Below are 23,332 nucleotides of genomic sequence, written 5' to 3'. Positions count from 1 at the left end.
CAGCATCACTCACGAACGTCTCCGAAATTAACCCTCTCAAACCGAACAGACCGCATTCAGCTTTTTGGCTGCCCTTGACCCTCATCTGTCGCAACGTTCCCGTCCAAGCCAATGCGAGGACAACACCGTGGCCGACCACTATCAACTCAATCTGGGTTCATTGCGCAGCAGCATCACCCTGACCCTGCACACTCACCACGCCGCCCGTATCTGGCAAGGTCGAACCGCACGCGAAGGTGTCCACTCGATCATGGGCATGGCCGGCTACATCAGTGTCACCAACCTGATCAAACAAACCGCGGCCCAGGACGATCCCTATGCCGACTGGGCCATGGTGCAACTCGAAGAAAAACTGATGCAGGCCAAGGCTGGGATGCTGGAACTGACCCAACAGCTGGATCGGATCAGGCAGGACCTACCGACACAGATCGACATGGGCGACAACCTCAACATCCACCCCGTCACTTTGCCGTTATACATCGGCAGCCAGTTGGGTTTTCTGGCGGTCTACCTGCTGACTGACTACGACACCCTGGTGCGTCGTACGCTATTGGCCCATCACACCGCCTTGATCGGTCGCAGAGACATGGAAGCCTGGATCGACGACGGTGCCCATCTGCTGCGCAGCCTATTCGGCCAAGCGCAACGCTATCGGCATGCCGGCGTCACGCGTGATGACATGGCGGCGAACAACGCCCGTGCCCTGACGGCCATCGAGAAGTTAGGTTTGCCCCCAATGGACATTCTTGAGGGTCATCGCCGCTCCCAGTTCGCGCCGCCGATCATTCGTCGTGGTGCTGTGCCAGTGGATGACAATGATGCGCTGGCAGAGGAAGCAGGAGAGCTACCTACAACGGTGGACATGCTGAGGGACGGAGCATGAATCCCCTGACTTCAGCCCAACCAATGCCCTTCGAAGCATTGACACCCGATGCCTATCGGCAGCTCGAACACGCAGCCTCCCTAAAAGGCCTTTTAAAGCCATTTAAGGGTAAGGGGGAGCTGGAGCGTCTGGCGCAGGTGGCGAGGGAAACCGAGGCGCAGCTATGTCACCTGATGGAGGCTGTGGTGCAGCAGGCCGGACAGCCTCCGTACTCATTGCTGGATATCCGATTGGTGCTGCAGAACACCAGCGCGAGCAGCACCTTTTTGCGTTGGCGCACCCGTGATTTTGCCCGTATGGGGGTTGCGGTCTGGGAACGCCAGGTCTGCAACAACGCCCTGTCGCAGGTCGTGCGCGAGGGATTGCACCGTTTCGAATGCGATCGCATTGCACTGAACCTGCAGATGAGCGTGGTGCATTCGCTCTACCGCCAGGCCACCACCTGCGCGATCAAAATGGACAGCGCCGTACGGCTGCTGCGCCAGTTCACACCAGCAGTGGAGATATCATGATGAGTACTTTTTTCGTCGGCGAAGGCAACATTGGCAGTGCGCCAGAGTTCCAGGAATTTGCCTCAGGCAATGACGAGCCACGGCGTTTGCTACGGCTGAATGTGTACTTCGACAACCCCGTGCCACGCGAGGGCGGCTATGAAGATCGAGGCGGCTATTGGGCGCCGGTTGAGCTCTGGCACCGCGAGGCTGAACACTGGAGCACGCTGTACCAGAAAGGCATGCGTGTGCTGGTCGAAGGCCGCACCGTACGCGATGAGTGGGAGGACAGCGAAGATAACGCGCGGGTGACCTTCAAGATCGAGGCCCGTCGCGTCGGCATCCTGCCTCACCGGGTGCACAGCGTAGTCATGCGGGAACGCTCCAGTGAACCGGAGGCATCGGCGACACACGTTGGGAAAAACACAGAACAAGCCAGTTCACCTGCGTCGAAATCCAGAAAGCGCAGAGGGCAACCACCGACGGACTGACAGACTTCAGACATAAAAATTGCGCCTTTGCGCGAAGTTGCTGGGCTGTTTTTACTCGCTGCTCGGGACGCCCCACCCTGTTGCCCACGCGCCAACCGGCTAGCGGCCTCGAACCATTTAAGCTGGTCCTCACCGAATAATATGAGGAACCTGCCATTCAGGTTTCTCATATCTCGCCACCGCTGTTTCCAACAACGCTGCTCCGAACTCAATCCGGAGCAGTTCTATGCGCCTCTTCCTCTGCGAGAAACCGTCCCAAGGTCGTGACATCGCCAAGGTGCTCGGAGCCAGCCGGCGCAGCGATGGCTGCCTGATCGGACCCGAGACAACCGTCACCTGGTGTATCGGCCACCTGCTGGAGACGGCCCCACCCGAAGCCTATGGCATTCAGTACAAGAACTGGTCGCTGGATGATCTACCAATCATTCCCGCGCAGTGGCAGGTCGAGGTCAAACCCAAGACTGCGGCCCAGTTCAAAATCATCAAGCGCCTGCTCAGTGAAGCGGCTACCGTCGTCATCGCCACCGACGCCGATCGCGAAGGTGAAATGATTGCCCGCGAATTGCTGGAGCTCTGCCAGTATCGAGGCCCTGTTCAGCGCCTCTGGCTGTCCGCACTCAACGAGGCGTCAATTCGCAGGGCACTGTCCGCGCTGAAGTCTGGTCAGGAGACCTACCCACTCTACCACTCCGCCCTCGCCCGCAGCCGCGCCGACTGGCTGATCGGCATGAACCTCAGTCGTTTGTTTACCCTTCTTGGTCGACGAGCGGGCTACGACGGCGTGTTGTCAGTGGGACGCGTCCAGACACCCACCTTACGTCTGGTGGTCGATCGGGATCGTGCGATTGCCAGCTTTGTCCCGGTTCCTTACTGGAACGTTGAAGTGCACCTATCGTCGATGGGCCAGCGATTCATCGCGTCGTGGTTACCGCCATGCTCAGGACGGGACGAGTCGGGGCGTTGCCTGCAACAGGCGCTTGCCCATCACGCGGTCCAAACAATCACCGACGAGAAGTCCGTCACGGTACTCTCGTTGCAGACTGAGCATTTCCGCGAAGCGCCGCCCCTGCCCTTCGACCTGAGCACCCTGCAGGAGATCTGCTCGCGCAAGCTGGGACTCGGCGTCCAGGAAACCCTGAACATCGCCCAAGCCCTGTATGAAACCCACAAAGCCACCACCTACCCGCGCAGCGATTGCCGCTATTTGCCAGCAAGTATGTTCAACGAGGTAGCTGCGGTATTCGATGCCCTGCTCAAAACGGATCCCGCACTGCGGCACGCACTCGCAAGCCTCGATCGATCATTGCGGTCACGGGCATGGAACGATGCCAAGGTCACCGCGCACCACGGCATCATCCCCACCACCGAGTCGGCCAACCTTGCGCGGATGTCTGAACAAGAGCGCCAAGTCTACGAACTGATCCGTAGCCACTACCTCGCGCAATTTCTTCCGCACCATGAGTTTGATCGGACCCAGGTCGAACTGGAGTGCGGCGCAGAGCGATTGACCGCTGTTGGCAAACAGATCCTGGTTCCGGGCTGGAAAGGCTTGCTCTACGAAAACACCGAGGAGGATGAGCCCCATCACAAGTCCCAAGTCTTACCCGTCTTGCAACAGGGTACGCGGTGCGCAGTGGACGACGTCGAACTCAAGTCCATGCGCACCGCCGCCCCCAAACCTCTCACTGAGGGCGATCTGATCAAGGCGATGAAAAATGTGGCCAAGCTGGTCAACGATCCACGCCTGAAACAGAAACTTCGGGACACCACCGGTATCGGTACCGAAGCCACGCGAGCCAGCATCATCAAGGGGTTGATTGATCGCGGTTATTTGCTGAAGAAAAAACGCGCCTTAATGGCCTCGGCGGCGGCCCATACCCTGATCGAAGCGGTACCAACAGCGGTTGCAGATCCGGGTATGACCGCAGTCTGGGAACAGGCTCTGGACGAAATCGAATCGGGACGTCTGACCCTGGATGCATTCGTCGCCAAGCAGGCAAACTGGATAGCGCAACTGGTCGCACACTGCGGCTCACTGACTTTAGCCATGCCTGTCGAAACCAGCCCGGCCTGCCCCATTTGCTACGCCTCAATGCTCAAGCGAAAGGGGAAATCAGGGCCGTTCTGGTCATGCTCCCACTACCCCGACTGCAAGGGCACTGCCCCGATCAAAAAAGATACGCCTCGCCCATAACGCGCCATTGGAGATCAACATAAGCATTGGGGTCAATGTAGTGGTCAGTGCATCATCAACGGCGACTGATCCCTCTCTAAGTCGATTAAGGGTTGTCCAATTTCACGGGCCAAAGCAATGCCTGCTGCCATCCATATCTGCCCCAAATCGTTGAAGGCTTGCAGGTGTACAGAATCTTCGTTGAGCCAATGGACAAGGCTGTCGAAGTGTTCGGGGTTATCCGGGTGATCATGGATCTTGATGAACAGCTCCAGTGTTCGATCCCAGATCAGATCCATGACGTCCTTGCTCTCATCTTCCATGCTCAACCATCCCTCAGCTTGGCCCTATCAGACCGTTCATTCTCACTGACCACCCTGGACTCTGATTCCTGGCGGAACAGAAACCACGTCGCGATACACAGCTATTTAAGTCACTATAACAACCCAATAAGTCGATACTCAACCTTTAAGGATGTTCATGTCAACGGGTCTTTGCTCAACCATTCGGGTTGAACTGGAGAACTCATCACTTGGCACATAAACATCCAACCCAAGCCCAAATCGGGCGCATGATCGCGAAGCACCGCACCGAGCGAAATCTGACCCAGGAAGAGGTGGCTGAACGCTTGGGGATTGGTAGCGAAGCCATCTCGCGCCTAGAGCGGGGTGTAGTGGAGCTTTCCGTGGTCAAGCTGATGCAACTGGCGGATATTTTCGACTGCCGGATGGATGAGCTGCTGACGGAGTCGAGCAATCGTCCCAATGACCAGGGTCAGATGATCGCGGGTCTGCTGAACGGTCTGAAAGAAAGCGACCGAGCCTTTATCTTGGCAACCGTCGAACAATTAGCCGCTCATCTCGCCAACAAGTAAGTTCATTCACTCGCATCCGATACCGGGGTCTTTGAGGCGGCGCACTCTGCCTTGACGTCGTCCCACCCTCTCTGCTGTAGTGCCTCAGGATCATCGCCAACGGCGACCCAAGACCGATTCGCTCCGGGCAGCTCGGTCAGACTCTTAGAGTTCGGAGCCTTCTCCTCTGCGGGATTTCGTTCCCGTTTTGTGCTCGACCTGATCGTGGTGGCGGATGACCACTGTTGCCGCTACAAGGCAACAGCGGTCATCCGCCTCGGCGATCGTATTCAGTCCCGGAGCCCCCCGGGGAAACACGGGGCACCCTTTGTGCGCGGATGCGTGCCAGCATGTTCCGACCCAGGCCACGACAAGGGTCGGTTGACGAATCAAGGCGCAGTTAAACCAAGCTTTGCGAGGAGCTTTTCGACTGCGTATGACCGTCAAAGGTGGCTTTTCTATTCCTCGCCTGGTGACCCACCAGGCCAGCTCTTCTTTTTCTCATTCCAGTGACTGCCACCGTATTCCGGCCATAAAAAATCGGGTTGCAGCGTCTTGACGCTCCCCTGTGACAGGCTTATACAAAGGGCGTGGTTCGCTGTCGTTGACAGCCCAGCCCAGGTAGCTTGAACCTTCAAGGCTACGCCACGTTCGTGGTGGTTTACCCAAGTGCGATCAGCGTTCGGAAGCTCGCACGGTTACCGCTTCAGCGGTGATGAATGCCCACTACCCCATGCCTGCGGATCACTACCGCAGACGTTTCTCTGCTGCACCGCTATTCTCCCAGACGCATCGTTCTGAACGTCATCGCCTTGCCGGTGGCGAGTCGTTCATTGCTCATCTTACCCACCCTGACGGGGGCTCACTTCCCCGTCAGGGATTGTGCGCCGCCGTTTTCCCTTGAAACAGGAGAACCACCATGGCCCACGCCAACCATCCCCAAGAAGCAACCACTTACTTCAACCTGCACACCGTCGGTATCGGCTACCTCAACCGTGTTCGTGAAGTACAAGTCCGCCGCGGCCAGCCATTCATGGCCTGCGATATTGCAGCCCTGCACGGCGCCACCGATGCGGTGGAGTACACCCGTTTCGACTGCAAAGTCGCTGGGGGTGAAGCTGAACGCTTGATTCGTCTCTATATGGACGCCGTCAACGTCGAGAAAAAGGTCTTGTTGTCGTTTCGTATCGGCGACCTGTGGATCGATCCGTTTCTCTACGAGAAAGGCGATAAACAAGGTCAACCGGGCGCCAGCCTGAAAGGTCGTTTGCTGTTCATTGACTGGATCAAGGTCAACGGCACGTTCGAGTACAAAGCGCCCGCCAGGCAGGAAGCAACAGCACCTGCTGAGCAAGCGCCAAACAGTGAGTCATCCGCACCATCGGCTGATGCCGAAGCTGAGGATATCGGAAACCCAATAGAGGCTCGGGTTGAACCTGAATCTCCACCCACTCCGCGCACGGCCCGCCGTGATGCCACCCGTACCGTTCAGTCCGCCTGAACAGTTCACGATGTTCCACATCAAGGCGCTCCCTCGAGCGCCTTGTCTTCAACCCGCAAAGGAGAACCAACATGGAATCCTTCTGGCTTTGCGACGTCTGCCTGTTCGCTGCTGCTTACGAGGACTACAGCACGTTATCGCTCTACTACACGACAGATGAAATCGAGAAACGCATCGCCGGCATCCATCGTGGACTGGTGCGGTTAATGCCCATCAGTGCCGACTTCGATCCCGAAACCGGCTGGGGAATAAAAGCCTTTTCTCCATTGCCTTGCGATGGTTGTGGTTCGCCCTTGTACGGTCAACGCCACCGATTCACTCGGCTTTAAACAGCGCGCCATCGGCTAACGCCCACGACTCCACACCCACCTTGGGGGATACCACTCCCCTCGGGCGTGTACCCCTGATTGTTCCCTTCGGAGGTACCGCCATGAGCACCCAACTCACACTGATTGAGACCTCGGACTTCGAGGCTGATCGCATTGTCCAAGAAAACCAGCTGATCGACGAAGCGCTGCATATTCTGGATCGTCGGCTGTTCACCCGCGGCCCCAACCTGACATCACCTGACGCCGTAGCCTCCTACCTAAAACTGCACCTTGCGCAACAAGAGCATGAAGTCTTCGGTGTGATCTTTCTCGATGCCAGGCACCGGGTGCTGACATTCGAAGTCCTCTTTCACGGCAGCATTGATGGCGCCAGCGTTTACCCCCGCCAAATCGTTAAGCGCTCCCTCGCGCATAACGCTGCGGCCGCCATTTTTGTTCACAACCACCCCTCAGGGTGTACAGAGCCCAGCCAAGCGGACCGCGTTTTGACCGCACGGCTGAAAGAGGCCTTGGCCTTGATCGAAGTGCGCGTACTGGATCACTTCATCGTGGGTGAAGGTCGTCCTCTCTCCCTTGCCGAATACGGCTGGCTTTAACCCTCACAGGCGCCTACGGGCGCCTTGTTCATTTCCATTCTGGAGCATGCCCATGAACCCCACACACCAAGCCCCAGCCCTACTGACGGCCTCAAACCCATTTGCTCGCGGTTACGACCATCTGCATATCGAACGGCTGCTACTGATCACCTACGAAAACACCTGCCCTCCCTGTTTTCGAACCGTGCACGACTCACAGATCCACCTGCCCGACGATGAACTGCAACTGTTCCCCTGCATCTTCAATGACGATTTTGCTTTGATCAGCGAAGGCCAATCCATTCCGGATGAGTTGGGTGAACGCTGCCCGTCCACCGGTCTGGTGCGCCACGTGATCTATGCCGTGATGGGCGAAATGCTCAACGAGCGACATCACGTCGGCGATCTGTACTCCCTGGAAGAGGCACAAGCCATGGTCCATCGCTTGCGCTTCGAAACGGGACACTACAGTCGAGCCTGGGAGATCAGTACCGCACACCTTCCTGAAGAAGCGATGTTTTATCTGGAAGGGTGGGTCAGTCACTCCGCTCCGAGGCAAACCGGTCTTTTGTTCGAACTTTTCGCGTTGCCGGATTGCTGCGGCATCGGTTGCAAGTTGATCGGCACACCATGGACGGACGAGAACTTGCTGAACATTGAGGGCAAACGTTATTCAAGCTTGAGACAAGAGCAACTCGACGCCGGCACACCGGAAGCCCTGGTCACGGTGTTATACCTGGCGGCATTGGCGGATGTGCGATTGTTGATCTTCGACCCCGACGCCACCGTCTTGGATAGACTCGCCATTTTTGATGAGTAACAACGCGCTCGGCTTTAACACGACCCGCTTTGAATCAACTTTCTCACTGAATCGCTCCTTCACCTCATGTCAGGTTCTGCACTGAATCTGACATGAGGTTTTTTCCATGGAGCGTTTTTTTACCCCTGTCTGCCTACTGGGTTTGTTGAGCGCCTGCACCGCGCAAATCCCCACCCCATTACCGCCCCATCCAGAAATCGGCAGTGGCTCCAATCAAACCCCGCACTCGAGGGGTACAGCCGAAGAAAGCCATCCGGCAGAACTTCGTTATGGCCGCTACACGCTGGTCAGCACCGAGCCCACCACGGAACAACGCGATCTTCTTGCCCAAATCATTGACGTGAGCATCCCGTCCAGTCTGAGTCCTTCGGTGCAGGATGCGTTGCAGTACGTATTGCGACGCTCGGGCTATTCGCTCTGCCCCGCTACTGCGTCGGTGAGGGTGCTCTTTACTCGGCCCCTGCCCGCAGCTCATTACCGGCTCGGCCCGCTCTCTTTGCGCAACGCGCTACAAGTGCTAGCTGGGCCCGCCTGGCAACTCACGACCGATGAAGTCAGCCGTTCGGTCTGCTTCGAACAGCAGAAAACGCAGGCCGGCGTCGTGCGGGCCACACCAAGCTCATCCCATCAGGCGGAGGCACGTCCATGAAAGCCTCGACGTTTCAAACCCTCATTATTGGATTGCTTTGCCTGGCGGCCGCCGGGCTGAGTGGTGGATTGTATAACCAGTATCAGCGCGTGGCGGAACTACAGAGCAAGAACACGCAATACCGACAAACCCTGGATACCCTGCAACGTGATTCAAGCGCCCTCAAGGACGCCCAGGAGAAGCTTCAGTACGCGCTGAAAGACCTGAAGCAGATGGTCGATACTGGTGAGCAACAGGCCAATACCCTCGATCCGATGTTGGATCAGTGGGCGCAAGAGGTGCAGGAACTGCGCGACGGTCTCGCAGCCCGCGCCACCCAGGCAGACCTGACAGCGCTGCGCGCACGCCTTGAGCACGTCGAGCAGCAGCTCCTGGACCTCAAGACTCAGCCTTCCCCCCCACCGTCGACGCCTTCCGCAACCAAACCGAAAAAGACCGCTCGCCCCAAACCCGCCCGGCTATCGCCACCGTTCTCGGTGTTGAGTGTCGAGTCTCGTGGTGGTGAGCGCTTTCTGGCGGTCGCCCCCCATGACAGTCACTCACTCACGGATGTCCGGCTACTGCACAGCGGTGAGCAGCTCGGAGCCTGGCACCTGAAAGTGCTGGAACCGAACTCAGCCGTCTTCGCGGTGGCCGCTCAGCCAGACCAGACCGTGCTCCTCCCTTGAGAAGTGATCATGAACCGAGCACTACTGTCCCCCGTCGTCTGTCTCGTTTCACTGCTTAGCGCGGGTGCTGTGCTGGGCAACTCTGTTACGACACCGTCACGGAACCAGGACATACAGTCCACTCCGCTGGGGCGCTCGCACTCTGAACAGGCGGCAAGCTGGGGTCTCACGGAGCAGGAGTGGACACGCTTCGAACAGATCCAAGCCGGCCCGCGTGGTTTCTGGAGTCCGAATCTCGATCCGTTGACCGCACTCGGCGTCGAGGCCCAGACCGACCAAGAGCGCCAGCGCTACGCCGAATTGCAGGTAGCGCTGGAAGCCAAACGCGCCGAGCGCGAATTGTCCTACCAAAACGCTTACACCGCCGCCTGGGCCAAGCTGTTTCCCGGGCTGCTGCCGATCCAGGGCATGGCATCCCCGTCCCCTGCCAGCTCATCGGTCGTGCCGCGCCAGGCCCTGTTTGTCGAGGAGCACTGCCCTGCGTGCATCGCCGAAGCGCAGCGTCTGCAAAGTATTGATACAGCGTTCGATATCTACCTGGTGGGCAGCCAAGGCGAGGATGAACGCATCCGTAGCTGGGCCCGGCAAGCAGACATCGATCCGGCCAGGGTTCAACACCGACAGATCACCCTGAACCATGACCGTGGTCGCTGGTTCAGCCTGGGTGCTCCGGAGCCATTGCCTGCCACATTTCAACAGGTGAGTGGACAATGGCAACGCCTCGACTGAGTGGTATTGCGCTCATGCTGACGATACTCGTCGTCCAGGCTGACGAACTTCCGCCTCCTGCCTACCAACTGGCGGCGCATGACGTCGACATCCCTTCTACCGTGCTGTTCGCGATTACCTTGCAGGAGAGTGGTATCCATGTCCGCGGTCGACTGCTGCCCTGGCCTTGGACCCTGAACATCGCCGGAACACCCTACCGCTTCGCCACTCGCCAGGCCGCCTGTCACGCCTTACTTCAAGCGCTCACTCAGTATGACGCCAAGCAGGTCGACGCCGGACTTGGGCAAACCAACCTGGGCTACCACGGACAACGTTTTTCCAGTCCCTGCGAGGCCCTCGACCCCTACCGAAATCTCGCCGTGACCGCCGCGCTGCTGCAGGAGCATCACGCCGCCACCGGTGACTGGGTGTCAGCTGCTGGTCGCTATCACCGCCCGGCAGGCGGAACGCCGGCGGCGCGTTACCGCGCTGGCTTTTCCCGGCAACTCGAACGGTTGCTGGTTTCCTTCAAACAGGGCACACCGCCATGACGCGAATATTCCTTACCTGCTATTTCATCCTGTTCTTGGCACCTGTCGCCCAGGAGAAACCAACCGTAGTCAGGGATCCGGCTGGCGACGTCATCCAACCCTACTTCCAAGCCACGAGCCTGCCCATAAATAACAGGGTTCAGGCTGACCGGGCCGTGCATGCGGACCTGTCCACGTCTGCCAATGAAGACTGGATATTGCCAGTCAGCAGTTCTCGGCTGAGCCCCGGCCAGATCACACTCCGCGCCCTGAACATGCCTGGCTTGAGGCCATTTTTCCTGGTCGGTGACGATCCCCAGTCACTGACTTGGCTACGTCAACGCGCTGCTGAACTGCAGGAAATGGGCGCGGCTGGCCTCGCCGTCGAAGTGGCCGATACTGAAGCCCTAGCCCGAATTCGAGCAGCCGCTCCGGGCATCACCATCCTGCCGGTCAACGGCAACGACATCGCCACCCGCCTGCAGATTGAGCACTACCCCGTGTTGATCACTGCCACCTCACTGGAGCAGTGAGCCTAGGTTATGGCCGAGCATACGATGGAGTCCAAGCTGCGGCCCGCGGTGGAGCTGTACACCGTAGCGATCTGCATCGCCGCCGCGGTGTTGTGCGTGTACTCGCCCTGGGCTGTGGCCCTGTCACCCGAGATCGGTCTGGTTGCAGCACTGGCCTATACCCTGTTCGGCCTGATCCGCCTGCGACAAGCCTGGGAGGTGCTGCGTTATCGGCGCAATATCCGCCGGCTGCCTCGGTACCAACTGACCAGCCGGCAGATTCCGGTCAGCCGCAAGCGTCTGTTCATGGGCCGAGGCTTTCGCTGGACCCGCCTGCACACCCAGCGCTTGGTCGAGGCCCAAGATCCGGCGGTCACCCACTATGTCGACCAGCCGCCCCACTACCGCTTGGCTCGTGGACTCGAACGGCGCCTGGAACATGCACCGTTTCCGTTCTCAACACTGGCCCGTGTCACTGCCTGGGACAGTCCCTTCAATCCGTTGCGCCCTTTGCCCCTGGTAGGTGGCTCGCCGCTATTGCATGGGGTCGAACCCGATGAAACCGAAGTCAGTCTGCCCCTGGGCGAACGGGTCGGTCACACCCTGGTGCTCGGCACTACCCGTGTCGGCAAGACGCGACTCGCCGAGGTTTACATCACCCAGGACATTCATCGCATCGAACATGAGGTGGTCATCGTCTTCGATCCGAAGGGCGATGCCGACCTGCTCAAACGGATGTACGTTGAAGCCAAGCGGGCCGGTCGAGATAAGGAGTTTTATGTTTTCCATCTGGGCTGGCCGGAGATCTCCGCTAGATACAATGCGGTGGGACGCTTCGGGCGTATCTCGGAAGTGGCGTCCCGCATCGCCGGGCAGCTCAGCGGCGAAGGTAACTCCGCAGCCTTTCGCGAGTTTGCCTGGCGTTTCGTCAACATCATCGCCCGTGCTCTGATCGAGTTAGGCCGGCGTCCGGACTACCTACAGATCCAACGGCATGTGGTCAACATCGACGCACTGTTCATCGAGTACGCCCAGCAGTTTTTCGCCAATACCGACCCGAAGGCATGGGAGGTGATCGTTCAGCTTGAAGGCAAGCTCACCGAGAAGAATATTCCCCGGCATATGATCGGGCGCGAAAAGCGGGTGGTGGCCATCGAACAGTACCTGGCGGTAAAGCGTGTGTTTGATCCTGTAATGGACGGACTGCGTTCAGCGGTGCGGTATGACCGCACCTACTTCGACAAAATCGTCGCCTCGCTACTACCGCTGCTGGAGAAACTCACCACCGGCAAGACCGCCCAGTTACTGGCTCCCAACTACACCGATCTGGATGACCCACGGCCAATCTTCGACTGGATGCAGATCATCCGAAAACGCGGCATCGTCTACGTCGGCCTGGATGCGCTGACCGACGCCGAGGTGGCCGCCGCTGTGGGCAACTCCATGTTCGCCGACTTAGTCTCGGTCGCCGGACACATTTACAAACACGGCATCGACCATGGCCTGCCCCCATCGGGTAACAGCAGTGACAAGTTGCCGATCAACCTCCACGCCGATGAGTTCAACGAGTTGATGGGTGATGAATTCATCCCACTGATCAATAAGGGCGGCGGTGCCGGTATTCAGGTAACCGCCTACACCCAGACCCTCAGTGATATCGAAGCACGTATCGGCAACCGCGCCAAAGCTGGCCAGGTTATTGGCAACTTCAACACCCTGCAGATGCTGCGGGTGCGCGAAACCGCCACCGCTGAACTGCTCACTCAGCAATTGCCCAAGGTCAACGTGCGGACCAAGACCCTGGTGTCGGGTGCCACCGACACCTCCGATCCGGAAGCCAATACGGACTTCACTTCGTCCTCGCAGGACCGCGTCAGCAGCACCAGCGTGCCGTTGATCGAGCCTGCCCACATCGTCAGTTTACCCAAAGGGCAAATGTTCTCCTTCCAAGCCGGTGGGCAGCTCTGGAAAGTCCGTATGCCTTTGCCTAAACCCTCCAACGATGATGCCATGCCCAAGGACTTGCAGGAGCTCACCCAGCGAATGCGGGCAACCTACAACGAGCAGACGGGACAATGGTGGAGCGCCAGTGGTGGTGGCCCAACAACAAACTTCGATCTGGATCAGGTGGGGTAGTCCGTACCCGCGACAGGTTTCGATTCAGCAGAAAACGATCCAGAAGGCGTTGTGACGACATAACTTTGCAGCGCGCAATGGAGTGAACAATGGCGACTTCAGCCCGGAACATGCCGCCACAACCGATCCAGCGCCCAGGATTAATCGTCTCGGCGATCAGCCTAATGCTGCGCATCATCGGCTTGCTCATTGCATCGTTGCTGTTCTCGATCCTCATCGAGTTCGCGGGCCTGCTGCTCTTCTGGGGTGATCAGGGCTGGCGGCATAGTCAGGCCATGCTAACCAGTGAATTGGGCTGGCTCAGCGAGCACTTCAAATCTTCACTTCTCATCCAACAGCCTGGGGCAACGATTGTCCAATGGCTGGATTTTCTCAATCAGTGGTTGTTGGTCAAGACCGGCTTTGCGGACTTTGCCCTGCAGGCGCGGGTATCGAGCCAGGGCATCAGTTTCTGGAGTTGGACCAATCAGCTCTACGTGAGCATTGAGGATTTCGTGCTGGCGGCGGTGTATGTGACCTTTACCTTCGTGGTGCGCCTAACCATTCTGGTCCTGGCCACACCCTTGTTTCTAATGGCCTCTCTCACCGGTTTTATCGATGGTTTGATGCGTCGCGACCTGCGCAAATTTGGTGCTGGACGAGAGAGTAGCTTCGTCTATCACCGCGCTAAACGGGCAGTGATACCGCTATTGCTTGTGCCCTGGATCATTTACCTATCCCTGCCCTTTTCGCTCAATCCTATGGTCGTATTTTTGCCTTGTGCTGTAATGCTTGGCATCACAGTAGCAATCACGGCAACTACATTTAAGAAATATCTCTGACTCGGAAAAATTATATTTTCCCTTTAGATATCCCCTGGTGTCAGGATCGTTATTCAGCGACTGCAGAACTGACACAGCGCACGTGTTGACCTGCCCGTATTCGACTTCGACTCCCCACTTCGAGCGGAGCGGTGAATGAAAGGCAAACTTTCACAGTTTGGGATATGCCTCAAGATTAGTGCAGAAGCGGGACCAAAATTCGCTTTCGGGACTCAGCATCCTCGCCAACAAAAAAGGGCCCTTGCAGAGCCCTAGTAGTCAAACCGTTCTTACTGAGTACGCCACGACTCGACAACGTCCGCGCCAAACTCGATTTTCCATTCTTTCAACTGCCGATGGTTACCTCCCTTGGTTTCGATCAGCTCACCAGAGTTCGGATTTTTGTAAATTTTTACATCGCGAGCTTTACGGGCTGCCTTTACAGGTGCTGCTATTGGTGCCGAGGTACGACGGCCAGCCTCTGGATCCAGGATGCTAATGATGTTCTTCAAGCTGAAGCCGTACTCGCCAAGCAACGCCCGCAATTTACTCTCAAATTCCATTTCTTTTTTCAAGCCGGAATCACTTTTCATCGACTCAAGCTCTGCGAGCTGTTCGGCCAGTTGTTGCTCAAGCTTACGAAATTCAGCCAAACGAGACATGTGAAACTTCCTTCAGGTTAGAGGAATGAGGAATGAACATTCCAATGCTAAGCGATGATTAGCTCTTCGTCACCCATGCTGCCTCAAGCATGAGCTAATCCACTCATTGCCGCCTGAACAACACATTATTATTGGGCTAGGAGAGCTGTCTGTGCTTTCTTTTTCGCCGAATCGATTGCTGATGTATGTGTGAGTAAACCTATTCGGCGCTCCCCCAAAAAAGCGATACATTCCACCTCGCGTTTAATACTGAATAATTCGACCCCTGACTTGATTCTGCTCCCAGATCCATATGGGCCAGCATCATGCCAACTACCGTACCTCGCTGCTTACTGCTCTCACTGGCTATCGTTGATGGCAGCAGCTATGCCGCGTCTGCCCATGAACAAGATCAGTTCAGTCTGATTTTGCAACAACTCGACACTATCGAACGCCTTGTGACACGAGCTAAGACAGCCAGCACGGCTGAATCAGTCGAGCGCTATCGCTTCGACTATCCACGACTGACCCAGGACATTCAGCGCATCCGTCACGGAGTACAGGGCTACCTGTCCCCTTCCCGCGCTCAACCCCGCGATCCCAGTGAACTGGTCGGTGATTACCGCCTCGACACTCCGCCCGCGGAGCCTTCGCCATGAGCATGACTGACGCCCAAACCTCAGCGTTCCAAAACGCCTCCGGCTTCTCGGCACAGAGCAGTTCGACACTCTGGCTTTCCCTGGTTCTCGTCCTGACCCTGCTGTGGTGTGCCTGGGTGATGTGGACGGCTTACCGGGGATGGGCGACAGGCAGTGTGCGCTTTGGAGCCTTCGGCGGCGGTGCCGCGCGCGTCTTGCTCGCCCTACTAGTCCTGATGTTCTTCACGCTGTCCTAATCCAGGAGATCGCCGCCATGCTCAAGTGCTTTGCCCCTCTGAAAAACAACCTGCGTGATCGTGCGAGCCAGCGCTTGATCGGTCTGCTGCTGGTGCTCGGTCCAAGCCTGGCTTTTGCCGAACTCCCGACCATGGAAGTTCCTTCACGTGGTGAAGGTTCCGGGTTGATCGAGACGATCAAAAACTACGCCTACGACGGCGGTATCCTGCTCGGCTTGCTGATCGCCCTGCTCGCTTTCTTGGGTGTGGCGTGGCATTCCCTGACTGTGTATGCCGACGTGCAGAACCAGCGCAAGACCTGGAAAGACCTCGGCGCGGTGGTTGGCATCGGCGCCTTGCTGGTGGTGATCATCATCTGGTTCCTGACCAAGGCTGCCGCGATTCTGTGAGGCTGGCATGAACGACGCTATCGAACGCCTTGCCGACGGCACCTTGGTCTTTCTGCCAGAGCGACTCAATCGTGATCCCGCGGTATTACGCGGTTTAACCAATGATGAGATGTGGGTAGCGCTCGGCACCGGTGCCGTCATTGGCCTCCTGCTGGGCGCTCCTCTGGCGATCGCCACCGCCACCGCCTCCGTTGCCGTGGTGCCGACCAGCATGATCGCCAGCATGGCGCTGGTGTTATTTGCCGGTGGCACACTACTGCGTCGGGCCAAACGAGCCCGCCCTGAGACCTGGTTGTACCGCAAACTCGAATGGGTACTGGCCAGCCGTTGGCGCCTGGGTCGCGGAGTTTTGATCCTCCACTCCGGCGCCTGGACGGTCCGCCGTTCGTATCGACTGCGCCCTGCGCTGTCCCGGTGGCAGTCATGAGCCGATTTCGAAACAAGGTCGATGCCCAACAGGCCCATATCTTCAGCCTGCGTCTGGCGGTAGTGATCCTCGCCCTGGTCTGTGCCGGACTCTGGTACGGCTGGCGCTCGGCACCGACCGATCTGACCGTGCATGTCCCCCCGGATCTGCGCTCGGGCAGCACGCGCAAGTGGTGGGATATCCCCTCGGAGAATGTCTATGCCTTTGCCCTGTACATCTTTGGCCAACTCAACCGCTGGCCCTCGGATGGCGAGCAGGATTATCGCCGCGCCATCTATGGCTTGCAGTCTTACCTGACACCCGCCTGCAAGGCCTTCCTCGACGGCGACTACGAGTACCGCAAGGCCGCCGGCGAACTGCGCCAGCGGGTGCGTGGGGTCTACGAAATCCTGGGTCGAGGTTACAGCGAAGATCCGGAACTCAGAGTGCAGCAACTCGATCGCGACAGCTGGCTGGTCAAGCTCGACCTCAATGCCGATGAATATTACGCCGCCGAACCGGTGAAACGGGTGGTGGTGCGTTATCCATTGCGCGTTGTGCGTTTTGACCTGGATCCAGAGCGCAACAAATGGGGGCTGGCGCTGGATTGTTATCAGGGCACACCGCAAAAAATCTCCCTGCCTGGAGGTGAGCCATGAAGCGGATTTCTACCCCGGGACTCACCATCGCACTGATGCTATGGGGAGCTGCAGCGCAGGCCGTCGAGCTGATGCACTGGGAACGCCTACCCCTCGCGGTCCCGCTGGTAATCAATCAGGAACGGGTGGTCTTTGTCGATGAGAATGTTCGAGTCGGCGTGCCCTCAACCCTGACAGGTAAGCTGCGCGTACAATCAACTGGCGGCACGCTGTACCTGCGCGCGTCGGAAGCCATTGCCCCGACCCGACTGCAACTGCAATCGGTCACGACGGGCGAGATCATCCTCCTGGACATCGCGGCCACGCCTGGTGATCAACCGCTGGAGCCCGTGCGTATTATCAAGAACGCTCAGGAGCAAGCTGCCGAAGCTGACTCTAGCACCGTCCCTGTTCCAGAACGTACACCGATCCCGGTCGCTTTGACGCGCTACGCCGCGCAAAGCCTGTACGGGCCTCTGCGCACCGTGGAGTCCCTGCCCGGCCTACGCCGCGTCCCGCTCAAGCTGCGCACCGAATTGCCGGCCCTGCTGCCGACCGAAAACGTGTCCAGCACGCCCATCGCCGCCTGGCGACTCGGTGATTACTGGGTGACGGCGGTGAAGTTGCGCAATCGTGGCTTAGAGACGGTGCAACTCGATCCGCGCCGGCTTCAGGCCAAGCTATTTGCCGCGGCCTTCCAACATGCTTTCCTCGGACCTGTCGGCAGTGCTGAAGACACCACGACTGCCTACCTCGTCACCCGCGGTGCCGGCCTCGAACACGCGGTGCTATTACCTCCGCCCGTTGCGCGAGGTGCTAGCGATGAAAGCTAACGCCTTGCTCAAATGGCTGGTACCGGCGGCGTTGTTGGCCGTGGTTTTGATCATCCTGAGAAGCTGGGTCGCGGGTAGTACTCCCTCTCCAGAGCACCCTGTTAATCAGGGCAACATTCAGTTATCCGCGGAGCAAGCCAAGTCGCTCGGCATTGCGGGCGACACCCCACGCGACACGGTCGCCACCCTGGTCGGCCAGGTGAAGGCCATGCGCAGCGACATGCTCGGTTTGAAGAAACACAACGATTCACTGCAGACGGAGAACAACCGCCTGCGCGAACGAGAAAACAGCGTCGATTCGCGTATCCAGACGGCGCTTGGCAGCGTGACGCAGCAAGTCGACGAAGGCCGCCGACAAGCCAATGAGGCCCGACTCAAAGCGGAACAAGACAGTCGTCAGGCTCGCGGTCTGCTGACGCAATTGCAGGAACAGTTGTCAGGGCTGACCGGCAAAGGCAAGGACATGCCGATCGGATTGGGGCTTGAGTCCGGCGACGGTGCTCAGTTTGAAGGGCAGCACTCTGCCAATGATGCGCTGCAGTGGATTGAACCTTCGGATGCCCCATCCACCGACGCCCGAGGCAAAACCAAGACTTCCACCGCACTGAGTCTGCCTACCGCTTTCAACTCACTGGAGGGCTTGACCGATAACGCTATTGATCGCAGCCAGAAACAGCTGCGAGCCGTCTCCCAGGGTGAACGTGACCTGACGCGATCCGTTGATCGTACAGAAGGCGCGAAGCCGGTCTACACCATTCCCGAAAACGCGACATTGATAGGCTCGGTCGCCATGACCGCGCTGATCGGCCGAGTCCCAGTAGACGGCACCGTGAATGACCCCTATCCCTTCAAAGTGCTGGTCGGCCCCGAGAACCTGACGGCCAACGGCATCGACCTGCCGGACGTCGCGGGTGCCGTGATGAGCGGCACGGCGTCCGGTGACTGGACCCTGTCCTGCGTGCGCGGGCAGGTCGAGTCAATCACCTTTGTGTTTACCGATGGCACCATCCGTACGGTGCCTCAGCCGAAGGCGGTCGCCAGCCGCACTGCCTCCACCACCCAGAGTTCGAACTCCGACAAGATCCGTGGCGGACTCGGCTACCTGTCCGATCCGTATGGCATCCCGTGTATCGCCGGTGAGCGCCGCTCGAACGCCCAGCAGTATCTCGGCAGCCAGAGCCTGATCACTGCCGCCGGCGCCGGTGTCGCCGCTCTGCTCGGAGATGAGCAGAACAACAGCAACTTGATCAGTTCGGGCGGTAGTGCCTTCGGGGTCACCAGTAGCAGTGGCAATAGCGCACTGAATTCAATTCTCAGTGGTGGGGTCAGCGACATCCGCGAGTGGGTCAACAAACTGTATGGCGAAGCCTTTGCTGCCGTGTACGTGCCTCCGGCCGCACAGGTCGCACTGCACCTCGACCAAGAGATCACCATCGACTACGAGCCCAAGGGCCGGAGCGTTCGCCATGAAAAAGACCATGCCTCTGCGTCTGACCTGGATTAGCGTGTTCTGCTGGGTCCTGGCGGGGTGTTCCACCGACAAGGACACGCTTTTGCCCCATGGCGAGCAAACCATGCTGGACATCTGGAACAGTGTCGGTTCGCAAGGCACTCAGCAGCAACTGCTGGATGCTCGGCAGCAGTTACGCCGTCCGCTGGCCCAAGCGAATTTATCCGCCTCTCTCCAAGAACCGTACACGCGTACAGCGAAGAACGAGATCCACAATTTGTTCCCTCGCCTGCCCAATCCCGATCTGGTGCTGTACGTGTATCCGCATCTGAGCGGCACCGAGCAGGCACCGGTCCCGGGTTACTCAACCGTCTTTCCGTTCTACCAACGTGTGCAGTACGCATTGCCGGGCGAACGTCAGGAAGACTTGTAGTGCGTACCGGCGATTTGGACAACCACACTGCCGCGTGGAAAGCCTGGCGCAATTCATTGCGCCCTCGCGCCACCTTGGCCGATGAAGCCGCACTGTATGCGCGCAACCCCAGCTTCACCGATCACCTGCCGTGGGTCGAGTACCTCGACACCAAGCAGTGTTTTCTGCTCGATGACAATCGCTCGGTGGGTGCGGTGTTCGAGTTGCTGCCCATCGGCACCGAAGGGCGCGAACCCGATTGGTTGATGGCGGCCCGCGATGCCCTTGAGGATGCCCTGCAGGATAGCTTTGACGAGCGGGATCAAGCGCCTTGGGTGGCGCAGTTTTTCTGCCAGGACGACAACGACTTCACCCCCTACCTGACCCGGCTCACCAATTATATTCAGGACAGCGTGCGAGGCACGGTGTTCACCGAAGCGTACCTGGAACTTACTCGCCGACATCTGAAGGCCATCGCCAAGCCCGGCGGCCTGTTCGAGGACAAGGCCGTCACGCGCCTGCCCTGGCGCGGAAACAACCGCCGGGTGCGCCTGGTGGTCTATCGCTGGCTTGAGTCTGACGGCGAGGAGACGGGACTCACCCCGGTGCAATCCCTGCAACAGGCTTGCGAACGGGTCACGGCTTCATTGCAAGCGTGCGGGGTGCAATCGACGCGAGTCGATGGCCGAGGTTTGTATGCCTGGTTACTGCCCTGGTTCAATCCGGCACCCAAACTCACCAATGAAGCACCCGAGGAGTTCTACCAACGCGTGGCCTATCCGGAGTCGGGCGACGGTGAGTCGCTGGATCTGCCCTTCGATCATGACTTTACCGAGCGGCTGTTCTTCAACGAACCACGTTCGGATCTGCAGCACGGACTTTGGTTTTTCGACGATCAACCCCACAGGGTGATGGTGGTAGACAAGTTGCGTCGGGCACCGCTGATTGGCCAACTCACCGGCGAAACCCGCAAAGGCGACGCGGTGAACGCCCTATTCGACCAGTTGCCTGAAGGTACGGTGATGAGCCTGACCCTGGTGGTCAAACCGCAGGATGTGCTCGAAGACCAGTTAAACCGACTGGCGCGCAAAGCCATCGGTGAAAATCTGGCCTCGACCCAGACGCGTCAGGATGTTGAAGAAGCCCGCGCGATCATCGGTCGTCAGCACAAGCTGTACCGGGGAGCGCTGGCGTTCTATGTTCGCGGTCGTGATGAACAGCAGTTGCACCAGCGCTCGGTCAGCCTTGCTAACGCACTGTTAGGTGCGGGTCTGCAGCCGGTGCGCGAAGGCGACGAGGTCGCGGCCTGCAATAGCTACCTGCGGTGGTTGCCGATGGTTTACAACCCGGCCCGCGACACGCACAACTGGTACACCCGCCTGATGTTCGCCCAGCACTTGGCGAACCTCGTTCCGGTCTGGGGTCGCAGCACCGGCACCGGCCATCCGGGCATTACTCTGTTCAATCGTGGTGGCTCGCCGTTGAGTTTTGATCCGTTGTCACGTCTGGACCGGGCCATGAACGGCCATCTGCTGTTGTTCGGCCCCACCGGTGCCGGCAAGTCGGCGACCCTGGTCACCCTGCTGATGCAGGTCATGGCGGTATACCGCCCTCGCCTGTTTATCGTCGAGGCCGGTAACTCATTCGGCTTGCAGGGCGACTACTTCGCGAGACAGGGCCTGTCGGTCAACAAGGTCCAATTGAAACCTGGCGCCTCGGTCAGTCTCGCCCCCTTCGCCGATGCCTGGCGCCTGGTCGAGCAACCGGATCAGGTCGCGAGTCTGTCGATTGATGAGCTGGACGATGAGGCGGTAGCCAATCGCGAAGACCAGCGCGATGTTCTCGGCGAACTGGAAATCACCGCCCGATTGATGATCACCGGCGGCGAGGCCAAGGAAGAAGCTCGCCTGAGTCGCGCCGATCGCAGCTTGATCCGCGAGTGCATTCTCGATGCGGCGCAGACCTGCGTCACCACGGGCCGTCAGGTGCTGACCCGCGACGTGCGCGACGCTTTGCTACGCGTCGCCGCCGACCCGCACCTGCCGGAAAAACGTCGCGAACGTGCCCAGGAGATGGGCGAGTCCATCGACCTGTTTTGCCAGGGTTTCGAGGGTGAACTGTTCGATCGCGAGGGCACGCCTTGGCCCGAGAGCGATGTGACCATTGTGGATCTCGCCACTTACGCTCGCGAAGGCTACGAGGCACAGATGTCCATCAGCTACATCAGCCTGATGAACACCGTGAACAACCTTGCCGAGCGCGACCAGTACCTAGGCCGACCGATCATTATGGTCACCGACGAGGGCCATATCATCACCAAAAACCCGCTGCTGGCGCCATTCGTGGTCAAGGGCACGAAGATGTGGCGCAAGCTCGGCGCTTGGTTCTGGCTCGCCACGCAAAACCTTGCCGATTTTCCCACGGCTGCGCAGACCATGCTCAACATGATCGAATGGTGGATTTGTTTGAATATGCCGCCGGCGGAGATTGAAGAAATCGCACGGTTCAAGAAACTCACGCCGGCACAGAAATCCCTATTGCTGTCCGCCAGCAAAGAACCCGGTAAATTCACCGAAGGGGTCGTGCTGTCGAAAAAGCTCGAAACGCTGTTTCGAGCCGTGCCACCCAGCCTCTACCTCGCCCTAGCCATGACCGAACCGGAGGAAAAAGCCGAGCGCTGGACACTGATGCAGGACAACGGCTGCTCGGAGTTGGAAGCGGCGTATCGGGTAGCTGAACGGATCGATAGAGCGCGAGGAATAGAACCCGCATAGGGGAATCTATTCAGGTCTCGCGCTCTAAAGCGAGCGACAGGTTATTGCGATGCACTTCGAAGCCGCTGCTGAATCCTCAACAGGAATCCGGCTTCAAAAGCATCCTGGCAGTCACCGACAGGAAAGGTCTTGCGGGTTTGCGCCAGCTCCCACCACAGGGGAATCTCGCCGGGCGTATCAAGCCAAGCCTGAGCACATTGCACGCCACGTTCGATCATCGAGGCAAACTCGTTGCTCCAAGGTGTCAGAAGACTTGGGCAACCATCCGCCGCAGGAATTGAAATGTAGTTTTCGTCCATACACACCCTAGAATTCTGATTTATTGTTAGACGCGGAGTACAGCCTCAAAAATCCTAACGAAGCCAAATGAAAGCTCGATAGCAGGCATGAGCATCAAATAGCCTAGATATGCCAATGTAGACTATATCCCGTGGATTGAGAGTCCCTCAAGGCGCAATTTGCGCGCATGACTCAAGACTACGAACAGCTTCGTCTGCAGCTGGCGGAAAACATCCGCTTGATGCGACGCGTGAAAAACCTTACCCAAGAGCAACTGGCGCTCATGGCCGAGGTAGATCGCACCTACGTCAGTCAAATCGAACGATGCACGGGCAACCCGTCGCTGTTGGTCCTGTGCAAGCTCGCCAATATTTTCGAAATTACCGCAGATCAGTTACTTGTGGAACCCGATATTCTGCGCAGCGTCCTTCACGTCAAATAATAGTCTCACGTTTCACAAACCCGATAGATCCGCCTTCATAATTTCCACTGACAG

At 58.4% G+C, this 23,332-nt stretch carries 29 protein-coding genes; 26 read left to right on the top strand and 3 right to left on the bottom strand.

What is annotated here, in order from left to right; all coding sequences use genetic code 11:
- Positions 1–127: 127 nt before the first annotated feature.
- From AB7M26_RS17975 to AB7M26_RS17960, 4 genes are all read left to right on the top strand, one after another.
- The gene (locus AB7M26_RS17975; RefSeq protein WP_429385484.1) at positions 128–883 is read left to right on the top strand and encodes a PFL_4669 family integrating conjugative element protein; all 756 of its coding nucleotides are present in this window, start codon (positions 128–130) and stop codon (positions 881–883) included.
- On the top strand, positions 880–1,395 hold the full coding sequence (locus tag AB7M26_RS17970) for a DUF3158 family protein (RefSeq protein WP_429385482.1): 516 nt from the start codon (positions 880–882) through the stop codon (positions 1,393–1,395). The genes AB7M26_RS17975 and AB7M26_RS17970 overlap by 4 nt, the downstream gene beginning before the upstream one ends.
- Positions 1,395–1,865, top strand: a complete 471-nt coding sequence (locus AB7M26_RS17965; protein WP_429388875.1) for a single-stranded DNA-binding protein — start codon at positions 1,395–1,397, stop codon at positions 1,863–1,865. The genes AB7M26_RS17970 and AB7M26_RS17965 overlap by 1 nt, the downstream gene beginning before the upstream one ends.
- A 226-nt stretch (positions 1,866–2,091) precedes the next feature.
- The gene (locus AB7M26_RS17960; protein WP_429385480.1) at positions 2,092–4,059 is read left to right on the top strand and encodes a DNA topoisomerase III; all 1,968 of its coding nucleotides are present in this window, start codon (positions 2,092–2,094) and stop codon (positions 4,057–4,059) included.
- 44 nt (positions 4,060–4,103) lie between these two features.
- On the opposite strand, the gene AB7M26_RS17955 is transcribed toward AB7M26_RS17960, so the two are convergent.
- A complete protein-coding gene (locus AB7M26_RS17955; protein WP_429385478.1) occupies positions 4,104–4,361 on the bottom strand; it encodes a hypothetical protein in 258 nt (85 codons plus the stop codon).
- A gap of 209 nt (positions 4,362–4,570) precedes the next feature.
- Here AB7M26_RS17955 and AB7M26_RS17950 point away from each other — a divergent pair, with 209 nt between their 5' ends.
- The 12 genes from AB7M26_RS17950 to AB7M26_RS17895 all read left to right on the top strand — a co-directional run bounded on the left by AB7M26_RS17950 (position 4,571) and on the right by AB7M26_RS17895 (position 14,140).
- The gene (locus tag AB7M26_RS17950) at positions 4,571–4,912 is read left to right on the top strand and encodes a helix-turn-helix domain-containing protein (protein ID WP_429385476.1); all 342 of its coding nucleotides are present in this window, start codon (positions 4,571–4,573) and stop codon (positions 4,910–4,912) included.
- Between the two features lie 898 nt (positions 4,913–5,810).
- Positions 5,811–6,392, top strand: a complete 582-nt coding sequence (locus AB7M26_RS17945; RefSeq protein WP_429385474.1) for an STY4534 family ICE replication protein — start codon at positions 5,811–5,813, stop codon at positions 6,390–6,392.
- Between the two features lie 71 nt (positions 6,393–6,463).
- Entirely contained in the window at positions 6,464–6,721 is a 258-nt protein-coding gene (locus AB7M26_RS17940; protein ID WP_429385472.1) for a hypothetical protein, read from the top strand.
- Positions 6,722–6,822: 101 nt separating this feature from the next.
- Entirely contained in the window at positions 6,823–7,317 is a 495-nt protein-coding gene (gene radC / locus AB7M26_RS17935) for a RadC family protein (protein ID WP_429385470.1), read from the top strand.
- 52 nt (positions 7,318–7,369) lie between these two features.
- On the top strand, positions 7,370–8,116 hold the full coding sequence (locus tag AB7M26_RS17930; protein ID WP_429385468.1) for a DUF5983 family protein: 747 nt from the start codon (positions 7,370–7,372) through the stop codon (positions 8,114–8,116).
- A gap of 106 nt (positions 8,117–8,222) precedes the next feature.
- Complete coding sequence (gene pilL2, locus AB7M26_RS17925) at positions 8,223–8,765, top strand: PFGI-1 class ICE element type IV pilus protein PilL2 (RefSeq protein ID WP_429385466.1); 543 nt, start codon at positions 8,223–8,225, stop codon at positions 8,763–8,765.
- The gene (locus AB7M26_RS17920; protein ID WP_429385464.1) at positions 8,762–9,433 is read left to right on the top strand and encodes a chemotaxis protein; all 672 of its coding nucleotides are present in this window, start codon (positions 8,762–8,764) and stop codon (positions 9,431–9,433) included. The genes pilL2 and AB7M26_RS17920 overlap by 4 nt, the downstream gene beginning before the upstream one ends.
- A gap of 9 nt (positions 9,434–9,442) precedes the next feature.
- On the top strand, positions 9,443–10,162 hold the full coding sequence (locus tag AB7M26_RS17915; protein WP_429385462.1) for a TIGR03759 family integrating conjugative element protein: 720 nt from the start codon (positions 9,443–9,445) through the stop codon (positions 10,160–10,162).
- Positions 10,144–10,692, top strand: coding sequence for a lysozyme family protein (locus AB7M26_RS17910; protein WP_429385460.1), 549 nt, complete (start codon positions 10,144–10,146; stop codon positions 10,690–10,692). The genes AB7M26_RS17915 and AB7M26_RS17910 overlap by 19 nt, the downstream gene beginning before the upstream one ends.
- Positions 10,689–11,204, top strand: coding sequence for an integrating conjugative element protein (locus AB7M26_RS17905; RefSeq protein ID WP_429385458.1), 516 nt, complete (start codon positions 10,689–10,691; stop codon positions 11,202–11,204). Before AB7M26_RS17910 ends, AB7M26_RS17905 begins: the two co-directional genes overlap by 4 nt.
- Before the next feature lie 9 nt (positions 11,205–11,213).
- Positions 11,214–13,319 carry a type IV conjugative transfer system coupling protein TraD gene (gene traD / locus AB7M26_RS17900; RefSeq protein WP_429385456.1) on the top strand — a complete coding sequence of 702 codons (2,106 nt, stop codon included), beginning with the start codon at positions 11,214–11,216 and terminating at the stop codon, positions 13,317–13,319.
- Positions 13,320–13,408: 89 nt separating this feature from the next.
- Positions 13,409–14,140 (top strand): TIGR03747 family integrating conjugative element membrane protein, encoded by a 732-nt coding sequence (locus tag AB7M26_RS17895; RefSeq protein ID WP_429385454.1) that lies wholly within the window; start codon positions 13,409–13,411, stop codon positions 14,138–14,140.
- A gap of 269 nt (positions 14,141–14,409) precedes the next feature.
- On the opposite strand, the gene AB7M26_RS17890 is transcribed toward AB7M26_RS17895, so the two are convergent.
- Complete coding sequence (locus AB7M26_RS17890; protein WP_253424766.1) at positions 14,410–14,781, bottom strand: histone-like nucleoid-structuring protein, MvaT/MvaU family; 372 nt, start codon at positions 14,779–14,781, stop codon at positions 14,410–14,412.
- Between the two features lie 305 nt (positions 14,782–15,086).
- Here AB7M26_RS17890 and AB7M26_RS17885 point away from each other — a divergent pair, with 305 nt between their 5' ends.
- Genes AB7M26_RS17885 through AB7M26_RS17845 form a run of 9 tightly spaced genes read left to right on the top strand, consistent with a single transcriptional unit; the run spans position 15,087 to position 22,557 of the window.
- On the top strand, positions 15,087–15,419 hold the full coding sequence (locus AB7M26_RS17885; RefSeq protein WP_429385452.1) for an integrative conjugative element protein, RAQPRD family: 333 nt from the start codon (positions 15,087–15,089) through the stop codon (positions 15,417–15,419).
- Positions 15,416–15,655: a TIGR03758 family integrating conjugative element protein gene (locus AB7M26_RS17880; protein WP_429385451.1), complete on the top strand. Its 240-nt coding sequence runs from the start codon at positions 15,416–15,418 to the stop codon at positions 15,653–15,655. The genes AB7M26_RS17885 and AB7M26_RS17880 overlap by 4 nt, the downstream gene beginning before the upstream one ends.
- 17 nt (positions 15,656–15,672) lie before the next feature.
- Complete coding sequence (locus tag AB7M26_RS17875) at positions 15,673–16,044, top strand: TIGR03745 family integrating conjugative element membrane protein (protein ID WP_429385449.1); 372 nt, start codon at positions 15,673–15,675, stop codon at positions 16,042–16,044.
- Positions 16,045–16,051: 7 nt separating this feature from the next.
- Positions 16,052–16,471, top strand: coding sequence for a TIGR03750 family conjugal transfer protein (locus AB7M26_RS17870; RefSeq protein WP_429385447.1), 420 nt, complete (start codon positions 16,052–16,054; stop codon positions 16,469–16,471).
- The gene (locus tag AB7M26_RS17865) at positions 16,468–17,109 is read left to right on the top strand and encodes a PFL_4703 family integrating conjugative element protein (protein ID WP_429385445.1); all 642 of its coding nucleotides are present in this window, start codon (positions 16,468–16,470) and stop codon (positions 17,107–17,109) included. The genes AB7M26_RS17870 and AB7M26_RS17865 overlap by 4 nt, the downstream gene beginning before the upstream one ends.
- Entirely contained in the window at positions 17,106–17,921 is an 816-nt protein-coding gene (locus AB7M26_RS17860) for a TIGR03749 family integrating conjugative element protein (protein WP_429385444.1), read from the top strand. The genes AB7M26_RS17865 and AB7M26_RS17860 overlap by 4 nt, the downstream gene beginning before the upstream one ends.
- Entirely contained in the window at positions 17,911–19,425 is a 1,515-nt protein-coding gene (locus AB7M26_RS17855) for a TIGR03752 family integrating conjugative element protein (protein ID WP_429385442.1), read from the top strand. The genes AB7M26_RS17860 and AB7M26_RS17855 overlap by 11 nt, the downstream gene beginning before the upstream one ends.
- The gene (locus AB7M26_RS17850; RefSeq protein WP_429385440.1) at positions 19,388–19,804 is read left to right on the top strand and encodes a TIGR03751 family conjugal transfer lipoprotein; all 417 of its coding nucleotides are present in this window, start codon (positions 19,388–19,390) and stop codon (positions 19,802–19,804) included. The genes AB7M26_RS17855 and AB7M26_RS17850 overlap by 38 nt, the downstream gene beginning before the upstream one ends.
- Entirely contained in the window at positions 19,804–22,557 is a 2,754-nt protein-coding gene (locus AB7M26_RS17845) for a conjugative transfer ATPase (RefSeq protein WP_429385438.1), read from the top strand. Before AB7M26_RS17850 ends, AB7M26_RS17845 begins: the two co-directional genes overlap by 1 nt.
- Before the next feature lie 41 nt (positions 22,558–22,598).
- Here AB7M26_RS17845 and AB7M26_RS17840 read toward each other — a convergent pair whose 3' ends face one another.
- Positions 22,599–22,856 (bottom strand): LasR-specific antiactivator QslA, encoded by a 258-nt coding sequence (locus tag AB7M26_RS17840; RefSeq protein WP_429385436.1) that lies wholly within the window; start codon positions 22,854–22,856, stop codon positions 22,599–22,601.
- Positions 22,857–23,023: 167 nt separating this feature from the next.
- Between AB7M26_RS17840 and AB7M26_RS17835 the strand changes: the two genes are divergently transcribed.
- Entirely contained in the window at positions 23,024–23,278 is a 255-nt protein-coding gene (locus tag AB7M26_RS17835) for a helix-turn-helix domain-containing protein (protein WP_429385434.1), read from the top strand.
- The last annotated feature ends 54 nt before the right edge of the window (positions 23,279–23,332 follow it).

This window comes from Pseudomonas sp. F-14 TE3482 (assembly GCF_053629455.1).
This window is presented reverse-complemented; position numbering and strand designations above follow the sequence as displayed.